Annotated in this window: 7 protein-coding genes; 4 read left to right on the top strand and 3 right to left on the bottom strand. The window is 60.1% G+C overall.

All coding sequences use genetic code 11. The features are described 5' to 3' along the window. Positions 1-246: hypothetical protein (locus RYC17_RS24085; protein ID WP_316904597.1), on the top strand; the 246-nt coding region annotated here is incomplete at its 5' end. Positions 247-410: 164 nt separating this feature from the next. On the opposite strand, the gene RYC17_RS24080 is transcribed toward RYC17_RS24085, so the two are convergent. Together RYC17_RS24080 and RYC17_RS24075 are read right to left on the bottom strand one after the other, a co-directional pair. Beyond that, a complete protein-coding gene (locus tag RYC17_RS24080; protein ID WP_058402440.1) occupies positions 411-2,387 on the bottom strand; it encodes a methyl-accepting chemotaxis protein in 1,977 nt (658 codons plus the stop codon). Positions 2,388-2,571: 184 nt separating this feature from the next. Continuing rightward, positions 2,572-3,492, bottom strand: a complete 921-nt coding sequence (locus tag RYC17_RS24075) for a LysR substrate-binding domain-containing protein (RefSeq protein WP_005732790.1) — start codon at positions 3,490-3,492, stop codon at positions 2,572-2,574. A 155-nt stretch (positions 3,493-3,647) separates the two neighbouring features. On the opposite strand from RYC17_RS24075, the gene RYC17_RS24070 reads away from it, so the two are divergent. Then, entirely contained in the window at positions 3,648-5,027 is a 1,380-nt protein-coding gene (locus RYC17_RS24070) for a NorM family multidrug efflux MATE transporter (protein ID WP_316887911.1), read from the top strand. 12 nt (positions 5,028-5,039) lie between these two features. Here RYC17_RS24070 and RYC17_RS24065 read toward each other — a convergent pair whose 3' ends face one another. Further along, complete coding sequence (locus tag RYC17_RS24065) at positions 5,040-6,704, bottom strand: bifunctional diguanylate cyclase/phosphodiesterase (RefSeq protein WP_316904596.1); 1,665 nt, start codon at positions 6,702-6,704, stop codon at positions 5,040-5,042. Positions 6,705-6,909: 205 nt separating this feature from the next. Between RYC17_RS24065 and rep the strand changes: the two genes are divergently transcribed. Together rep and RYC17_RS24055 are read left to right on the top strand one after the other, a co-directional pair. Further along, the gene (gene rep, locus RYC17_RS24060) at positions 6,910-8,919 is read left to right on the top strand and encodes a DNA helicase Rep (protein WP_004660029.1); all 2,010 of its coding nucleotides are present in this window, start codon (positions 6,910-6,912) and stop codon (positions 8,917-8,919) included. Positions 8,920-8,972: 53 nt separating this feature from the next. Further along, a complete protein-coding gene (locus RYC17_RS24055) occupies positions 8,973-9,542 on the top strand; it encodes a xanthine phosphoribosyltransferase (protein ID WP_122259352.1) in 570 nt (189 codons plus the stop codon). Positions 9,543-9,698 lie beyond the last annotated feature (156 nt).

Below are 9,698 nucleotides of genomic sequence, written 5' to 3'. Positions count from 1 at the left end.
GAGCATCGCACGATGGCTGAAGAGCTTCGGCACGACAGTTGGGATTATCGTTCCGCACGCTCCAGCGTGGGAATGCCGTTCGTGACGCTCTGCGTCATGGATTTACGCCACGTCGCTTATTCAGGAGAGGCCGCGGAGCGTCCAGAACGGCATGCGACGCGGAGCATCGCACGATGGCTGAAGAGCTTCGGCACGACAGTTGGGATTATCGTTCCGCACGCTCCAGCGTGGGAATGCCGTTCGTGACGCTCTGCGTCATGGATTTACGCCACACCGCTTATTCAGGAGAGGACGCAGAGCGTCCAGAACGGCATACCCACGCGGAGCATGGGTACGATGGTGTTCTTGAGAGCACTTATCGCCCTCCGACGCGGAGCATGGGTACGATAGTGTCAGGCTTCCAGCAGCCATCAACGGAACCGGTCAACCTCGTTACGCAGTTCTGTCGCCAACCCATTCAGCTCCTGAGCGGTGACCGCCAGGTTGGACATCACCTGGCGCTGTTCGCTGTTGGCCATGGCGATGCTTTGCAGGTTGCTGCTGAGCATGGTGGCGGTGCTGCTTTGTTCCTGGGTTGCGGTGGTGATGGCGGCGAACTGGTGACCGGCCGAGCGGCTTTGTTCGTCGATCTGGGCCAGTGCCGAGGCCACTTTGGCGTTAAGCGACAGGCCTTCCTGCATCAGGGTGTTGCCCTGTTGCATAGTGCTGATGGCGTTGCCGGTTTCCTGCTGAATGCTGGCAATCATGCCGGAGATTTCGTCCGTCGCTTCACGGGTACGAGAAGCCAGGCTGCGCACTTCATCGGCCACCACGGCAAAGCCGCGGCCTTGTTCACCGGCACGTGCGGCCTCGATGGCGGCGTTGAGCGCCAGCAGGTTGGTCTGGTCGGCAATCGAGGTAATCACCCCGACAATGCTGCCAATTTCCTGCGAGCGCTGGCCCAGTGTGTCGATGACCGTTGCCGTACTGCTCAGCGAGGTTGCGATCTGTTGCAGCGATGAAGACGCCTCGTCCATCGAGGTACGACCAATGCGCGTCTGCTGCGCATTTTCCTGTGCCAGACGCTCGGTATTGCTCATGTTGTCAGCGATGTTCATCGACGTGGCGCTGAACTCCTCGACGGCACCGGCCATGCTGGTGATTTCGCCGGACTGTTGCTCCATGCCCTCGAACGCGCCACCGGACAGGCCGGACAATGCGTGGGCGCGAGTGCTGACTTCCTGCGCCGCAGTACGGATATGCGACACCATTGATGACAGCGCTTCGCTCATCTTGTTGAAGCTGCCCGACAGCTGCCCGATCTCGTCATTGCTCGTCACATTCAGGCGGACGCTCAGGTCGCCCGCACCCAATGCATCGGCCTGGCGTACCAGTTCGGACAGTGGACGCAGCTTGCTGCGCAGCAACCAGATCGCGCTGATCACCGCGATCAGCATGGCCAGCACACTGCCGATGGCCAGCTGGGTGCCGACGTTCCAGGTCACTTCACTGATTTCGTCACGCGGCATGCTGGCAATGACGGTCCAGGGGCCACCAGCGAACGGCTGGCCAACGCTGTAGTAGTCGTCATCGCCGTCATCCCAGAACTGCGCCTTGCCCGGTTTGCTGGCGAGGTCGGCAACGGACTTCGCTGCACCGTCCAGAGATTTGACGCCCGCCGGCGGAACCAGCCAGGCACCTTTTTCGTCCAGCAGTGCCAGCGAGCCGGTAGAGCCAATGCGAAAGCTCTTGAGGTTATCGAACTGGGTTTTCTGTGCGTCGGTGTAATCGAAGCCCACAAACAGCGCCGCAATGATCTTGCCGCTGCTGTCGCGAACCGGGCTGTACTGAGTCATGTAATAGCGATCAAACAACACCGCTTTGCCCACATAGCTCTGACCGGCGATCAAACGCTCGTAGGCTGCGCCCTTGCGATCCAGCACGGTACCGATGGCGCGCGTGCCATCTTGTTTGCTCAGAGAAGTGCTGATACGAACAAAGTCGTCGCCGCTGCGCACGAAAATCGTCGCCACGCCCGCGGTCATCGAGCGGAATTCATCAACCTCGGCAAAGTCGTTGTTCAGTGCGGTATCACGCAGGAACAGGCCTGGCGTGGAAGTGCCCGCCACTGTGACCGGTTTGTCGGGTTGCAGGCTCAGGCCACCGGCAAAGCGCTTTTCGAACAGACCACTGAGGCGCTGAGTGCTATCACGCAGTGTGCTGTGAAACGTGCTCAACTGGTCGGCGAGCAATCTGGCTTCGCTCGACATGTGCTCTTCGCGAATGACCAGGTTGGACGCGTCCAGAGACCTTAACGCGAACAGGGTGCTGCCGCTGATAACCACAGCCAGGATCACGGCCAGAGCAATACCGAGTTGCGAGGCAATTCGGGTACGGGGCTTGGACATAGAGACTCCATGCCGAATGATTGGAGTTGCCTGATCCGTGGCTTACCATTCAGCGAACAAATTAATGAGTGTTTTAAGCTGCCTGAACAGGCAGTCGTTAAGCAGTGCTTCGGCCACCAGAGTCGTTACTTGAGTAACGGTCGCGACATTAATCAATGATGGCAGTTCAATACTAAACTAATTTTTAATGCAGTACTTCAACTAACGGCAACTCCATAGCGTTGACTTCCGTCTGCAGAAAATCGCTGAGGCGACGCAACCGCTCTGCGCCGGGCCTTGTGCGCGGCCAGACCAGATAATAATTTTCTCCGCTGAATACCGCGGTGCGCCACGGCAGGCTCAGACGGGCCTGCGCCACGTCCTCGGCGACCATAAGCAAGTCGCCCATCGATACGCCGTAACCGCGTGCCGCTGCAATCATTCCCAGCTCAAGCGTATCGAACACCTGCCCGCCTTTGAGCGACACCTGATCGGCCAGCCCCATGCGGTTCAGCCAGGTGCGCCAGTCACGCCGGTCAGGGGTGGGATGCAGCAACTCGGCCTTGGCCAGCCGCTTCACGTCCCATGGCGGGTCCTTCAACAACGTAGGTGCCCCCACCGGAATCAACAGCTCCGGGAACAGCAAAGTGGCTTCCCAGTCCGAGGGGAAATGCCCGTGACTGAGTAAAATCGCGCAGTCGAAAGGCTCCAGAGTAAAGTCCACGGCATCGATATCCATCCAGGCACTGGTCAGCTGCACCTCGTTGCCTACTTGCAGATGACGGAAGCGACTGAGCCGCGCCAGCAACCAGCGCATGGTCAGCGTCGATGGCGCTTTCATGCGCAGAATGCCTTCGTCGGTCTGCAAGGTGCTGCAGGCTCGCTCAAGCGCCAGAAACCCATCACGCACGCCGGGCAACAGCGCACGCGCTGATTCAGTCAGTTGCAAGTTGCGCCCGTTGCGCTGAAACAAACGACAGGCAAAGTGATCTTCCAGCGTGCGGATGTGACGGCTTACTGCACTTTGAGTGATCGAAAGCTCCTCGGCTGCCCGCGTGAACGACGTATGCCGCGCCGCAGCTTCAAATGCCCTTAGTGCATAAAGAGGGGGGAGACTGCGAGGCATATGGCGCTTCCTGCTGGCGATGAGTGGCTACTTTACTGCAAATCGTCTCAGATGAGTTTTACTCATGCAGCGCATCAGGTTTATCGTTTTGTGCTTGCGCGTGCAACCGCCCAGAATAGGCGCTCATCCGAACTCCGCCGTAGAGCACCGCCCACATGCAGCCCGCACTTAAAGAACTCTGGATCATCCTGCGCCTTGCCGGGCCGCTGATTGCATCGCAGATGGCGCACATGCTGATGGTGTTCACCGACACGGTGATGATGGGCAAGATCGGCCCGGAGGCGCTGGCAGGCGGTGGCCTGGGTGCGGCCACGTACAGCTTTGTTTCGTTCTTTTGCGTGGGCGTGATGGCTGCGGTCGGCACGCTGGTCGCGATTCGCCATGGTGCAGGTGATACCGAAGGCGCGACCCGTCTGACCCAGGCCGGTCTGTGGCTGGCCTGGGGCATGGCGCTGGTTGCCGCGCTGTTGCTGTGGAACCTCGAACCCATCCTGTTGCAGTTCGGTCAGGCCGAAGCCAATGTGCATATGGCGGCTCAATTTCTGATCACCCTGCCCTTCGCCCTGCCCGGCCTGCTCAGCTTCATGGCATTGCGTGGCTTCACCAGCGCACTGGGTCGAGCGGGGCCGGTGATGACCATCAGCCTGGCCGGTGCGGCAGCGAACTTCGTGCTCAATTACGCGATGATTCATCAATGGCTCGGGCTGCCCAATCTGGGGCTGATGGGCATCGGGCTGGTGACCGCGATCGTGACCAACTGCATGGCCCTGGCGCTGGCGCTGCATATCAAGCGCCATCCGGCCTACGCGGCGTACCCGATCAGCAAGGGGCTTTCGAAGCTGTCGCGCACCCATCTGAGAGAACTCTGGCGTCTCGGCCTGCCGATTGGCGGGACCTATGCGGTGGAAGTCGGCCTGTTCACCTTCGCAGCGTTCTGCATGGGGGCAATGGGCAGTACGCAAATGGCCGCGCACCAGATCGCCCTGCAGACAGTGTCCATGGCGTTCATGGTTCCGGTGGGAATGTCCTATGCGGTAACCATGCGTATCGGCCAGCATTATGGCGCGGGCAACCTGTTGATGGTGCGCATGGCTGGCCGTCTGGGCATCGGTTTTGGCGGCTGCGTGATGCTGATGTTCGGGTTGCTGTTCTGGCTGGCGCCTAATGTGGTCATCGGTCTGTTTCTGGATATCAATGACCCGGCCTTTGCCGAGATTGTCGTGCTGGCCGCAAAACTGCTGGCCATTGCGGCCCTGTTCGAGTTCTTCGACGGTACTCAGACGATTGCGATGGGGGCGATTCGCGGGCTCAAGGATGCGCGCACCACGTTCCTGATCGGTCTGGGCTGTTACTGGCTGATTGCCGCGCCTGCCGCCTGGTTGCTCGGCTTTTCTACCGATGCCGGTGCTTCAGGCGTCTGGTGGGGGCTGGCGCTGGGTCTATTCTGCTCTGCCGTGGCGCTGACCTATGCGTTTGAATGGAAGACGGCTCGCCTGTTGCGTCGGGAGGCAGCCGGGTTGGCGGTGCCGGCCTGATCCGGCGCGCCGTCATCCGGAGTTTGATGCACCCGTATTGGCGGCTTCCGAGCGCAGGTAAGCCACCAGATCCGCTATCGGCAGCGGCCTGCTGATCAGATAACCCTGCACCTGGTCGCAGCCGAAATCGCGCAGCAACTCCAGTTGCCCGGCGGTTTCGACGCCCTCGGCGACCACTTCCAGGTTCAGGTTGTGGGCCAGCTTGATCATGGCGTTGACCAGCTTGCGGTTCTCTTCGCGTAGCTCCATCTGCCCGACAAAGCCCATGTCGATCTTGAGCAGCGCGATGGGCAGGCTGTTGAGGTGCATGAACGATGAATAGCCCGTACCGAAATCATCCAGCGAGAAGCGCACACCCAGCTGCCGCATTGCGTCCATGGTCTGCAGGACCTGATCGCTGCGGCGCATGACGGCAGTTTCGGTCAGTTCGAACTCCAGCCAGTGCGCGTCGACGCTGAGCTCCTCAATCAGGCGACTCAGTGTCGGCAACAACTGGCTGTCCTGAAATTGCCGGAACGACAGGTTGATCGCCATATGCAACGGCGCAAATCCTTGCTCGCGCAGGGCCTGCATGTCACGCAGGGCGCGGAAGATGACCCAGTATCCGAGCGGCACGATCAGGCCGCTTTGCTCGGCCAATGGCACGAATTCACTGGGCGGCAGCAGCCCGCGCGCCTGGTGGCGCCAGCGTACCAGCGCTTCCAGGCCGACAACGCGCCCGGTCTCCAGGCACAGCCGCGGCTGATAATGCAGCTCCAGTTCATCGCGGCGCAGGGCTCGTCGCAGCTCGCCTTCCAGATCGGCCAGGCTGCGGGCGTTGCGGTTGATGCGCTCGTCGAACAGATGAAAGGTGCAGCCCTGCATACTCTTGGCCTGGCGCATGGCGATGTGCGCGTGCCACATCAGCGGGTCTGCTTCGGGCCGGGTTTGTGAATGGGCAATGCCCAGGCTGCAACCCAGCAGCAGGCTTTCGCCATCGACCCAGTAGGGTTCGGACAGCACGTCAGTAATTCGCTCGGCCAGTTGCATGGCGCGTGCAGGTGTTGTGCGGGTGTCAATCAACAGGGCGAATTCGTCGCCGCCCAGGCGTGCAAGCTGATCGCCCGCAGCGAGCTGGTTTTTCAGACGTGCCACGACTTGCAGAATCAGTCGGTCACCGGCCTGATGCCCCAGCGAATCGTTGGCGCGGCGGAAGTTGTCCAGGTCCAGATGCCCCAGCGCCAGGCTGCCACCCTCGGCCAGACGCGCCGTCAACAGCGCCTGAAAACCCTGACGATTGGCGATGCCGGTCAACGGGTCCTGACCGACCAGACGCCGCAGGCTGTCTTCCAGGCGACTGCGCTCGTGGACATAGCGCAGGCAGCGCCGCAGCGCATCGCCGGTCAATGCATCGCGCACCAGCCAGTCACTGACGCCACTCGGTCCGACCAGCGGTTCCTTTTCGAGCAGCACCACGGTAGGCAGCAGGCAGGTTCCGGTTCTGGGCTGCAGGTCGGGCGTTGTCAGCAGCACGGTGTTGCGCTCGTTAGCGTACCCGGCGCTGAAAGCGTCCCAGTTCTCGCCATGCAGAAGTACTACGTTGCTGCCCGGCGCAGTGAGGCAATCGCGCAGCAGCACGTACCAGAAAGGCTCGTGCGCCAATAACAGCAATCGCAAGGGTTCGACAGGTGTAGGCAATCTAACTTCCTAAGTGCAAAGGAAAAACCGGTGGCCGCACTCCCGCTGGAGCATGACAAATACACGTATCGTTGCGTCGCGGCGCAAATGTAACAAAAACAGAAGAATTAGATAGCGATCACTGTCTGGCTACGATGACCGCTGCACAAACCCGTGGGCCTGTTAAAATGCCCGACCTTTTTTACAGACGACTCTTCATACCGCCATGTCCCGACTCAATCCCCGGCAGCAGGAAGCCGTGAACTACGTCGGCGGCCCTCTTTTGGTGCTCGCCGGTGCCGGTTCCGGCAAGACCAGTGTGATCACCCGCAAGATTGCGCACCTGATCCAGAACTGCGGCATCCGCGCCCAGTACATTGTCGCCATGACCTTTACCAACAAGGCCGCGCGCGAGATGAAGGAGCGCGTCGGTACGCTGCTCCGAGGCGGCGAAGGACGCGGCCTGACGGTCTCGACCTTCCACAACCTGGGTCTGAACATCATCCGCAAGGAACACACGCGGCTGGGCTACAAACCGGGCTTCTCGATCTTCGACGAGACCGACGTCAAGGCCCTGATGACCGACATCATGCAGAAAGAGTATTCGGGCGACGACGGTGTCGACGAAATCAAGAACATGATCGGTTCGTGGAAAAACGACCTCATTCTGCCTGCCGACGCGCTGGAAAACGCCCGCAACCCCAAGGAACAGACCGCCGCCATCGTCTACACCCACTACCAGCGCACGCTCAAGGCGTATAACGCGGTGGACTTCGACGACCTCATTCTGCTGCCGGTCAAGCTGTTCCAGGAACACGCCGACATTCTGGAGAAATGGCAGAACAAGGTGCGCTACCTGCTGGTGGACGAATATCAGGACACCAACGCCAGCCAGTACCTGCTGGTTAAACTGCTGATCGGTTCGCGCCATCAGTTCACCGTGGTGGGCGACGACGACCAGTCGATCTATGCCTGGCGCGGTGCGCGACCGGAAAACCTGATGCTGCTCAAGGACGACTACCCGTCGTTGAAAGTGGTCATGCTGGAGCAGAATTACCGTTCCACCAGCCGCATCCTGCGCTGCGCCAACGTGCTCATCTCCAACAACCCGCACGCCTTCGAAAAGCAACTGTGGTCCGAGATGGGCCACGGCGACGAAATCCGTGTCATCCGTTGCCGTAACGAAGATGCCGAAGCCGAGCGCGTGGCGATGGAAATCCTCACCCTGCACCTGCGCACCGACCGGCCCTACAGCGACTTCGCCATCCTGTATCGCGGCAACTACCAGGCCAAGCTGATCGAGCTGAAATTGCAGCACCACCAGGTGCCGTATCGACTTTCGGGCGGCAACAGCTTCTTCGGTCGCCAGGAAGTGAAAGACCTGATGGCGTATTTCCGTTTGCTGGTGAACCCGGACGACGACAACGCCTTCCTGCGGGTCATCAACGTGCCGCGTCGTGAAATCGGCTCGACCACGCTGGAAAAACTCGGTAACTACGCCACCGAACGCAAGGTCTCGATGTACGCCGCCACCGAAGAAATCGGCCTGGGCGAGCACCTGGACAGCCGTTACACCGACCGTTTGCAGCGCTTCAAGCGCTGGATGGACGGCGTGCGCCAGCAATGCGCGCAGAACGACCCCATTGCCGCGCTACGCAGCATGGTCATGGACATCGACTACGAGAACTGGCTGCGGCAGAACAGCTCCAGCGAAAAGGCCGCTGATTACCGGATGAGTAACGTCTGGTTCCTGATCGAGGCGTTGAAAAACACGCTGGAAAAGGACGAAGAAGGCGGCATGACTATCGAGGAAGCCATCGGCAAGCTGGTCCTGCGCGACATGCTTGAACGTCAGCAGGAAGAGGAAGATGGTGCCGAAGGCGTGCAGATGATGACCTTGCACGCCTCCAAGGGTCTGGAGTTTCCTTACGTGTTCATCATGGGTATGGAAGAAGAGATCCTGCCGCACCGCTCCAGCATCGAAGCCGACACCATCGAAGAAGAACGCCGTCTTGCCTATGTCGGCATTACGCGCGCGCGGCAGACTCTGGCCTTCACGTTCGCCGCCAAGCGCAAGCAGTACGGTGAAATCATCGACTGCGCGCCAAGCCGCTTTCTGGATGAGCTGCCCCCGGATGACCTGGCCTGGGAAGGCAATGACGACACTCCGACGGAAGTCAAAGCGGTTCGCGGCAATACCGCGCTTGCCGATATTCGCGCCATGCTGAAACGCTAGTCGACAAACGAAATTGATCATTTATTGCGCAATGGCGCAGTCTAGGAATTGAAGTGGAAGCACTGCAAAAGAAGATTCGCGAAGAAGGCATCGTATTGTCCGACCAGGTGCTGAAAGTCGATGCGTTTCTCAACCATCAGATCGATCCGGCCTTGATGAAGGAAATTGGTGACGAGTTCGCCCGTCTGTTCGCCGACGCTGGCGTGACCAAAATCGTGACCATCGAAGCTTCCGGCATTGCGCCGGCCGTCATGGCGGGTCTGAACATGGGCGTGCCGGTGATCTTCGCCCGCAAGCACCAGTCCCTGACCCTGACCGAAAACCTGCTGTCGGCGACCGTGTACTCGTTCACCAAACAGGTGGAGAGCACGGTGGCGATCTCGCCGCGTCATCTGAGCAGCGACGACCACGTGCTGATCATTGATGACTTCCTCGCCAACGGCAAAGCCTCGCAGGCGCTGATCTCGATCATCAAACAGGCCGGTGCGACCGTGGCCGGGCTGGGGATCGTGATCGAGAAGTCCTTCCAGGGCGGCCGTGCCGAACTGGATGCACAGGGCTATAGAGTGGAATCGCTGGCGCGGGTTGAGTCCCTGGCCGGTGGGGTTGTGACGTTCAAGTAACGCGCTGAAGGGAGGACGCAGAGCGTCCGGAAAGGCATGCGACGCGGAGCGCCGCACGATAGTTGCGGTTATCGTTCCGCACGCTCCAGTGAACTGCCCCCCAAAAGTTGGACGGTTTAGCTTGCCGCCTGAGCCCTGTACTTTACGGGGCTTTGA

This window comes from Pseudomonas syringae group sp. J248-6, from assembly GCF_032586995.1.
In the GTDB taxonomy this organism is placed as follows: domain Bacteria; phylum Pseudomonadota; class Gammaproteobacteria; order Pseudomonadales; family Pseudomonadaceae; genus Aquipseudomonas; species Aquipseudomonas amygdali.
The sequence above is the reverse complement of the archived record's forward strand: the minus strand, read 5'-3'. Positions and strand labels throughout refer to the sequence as shown.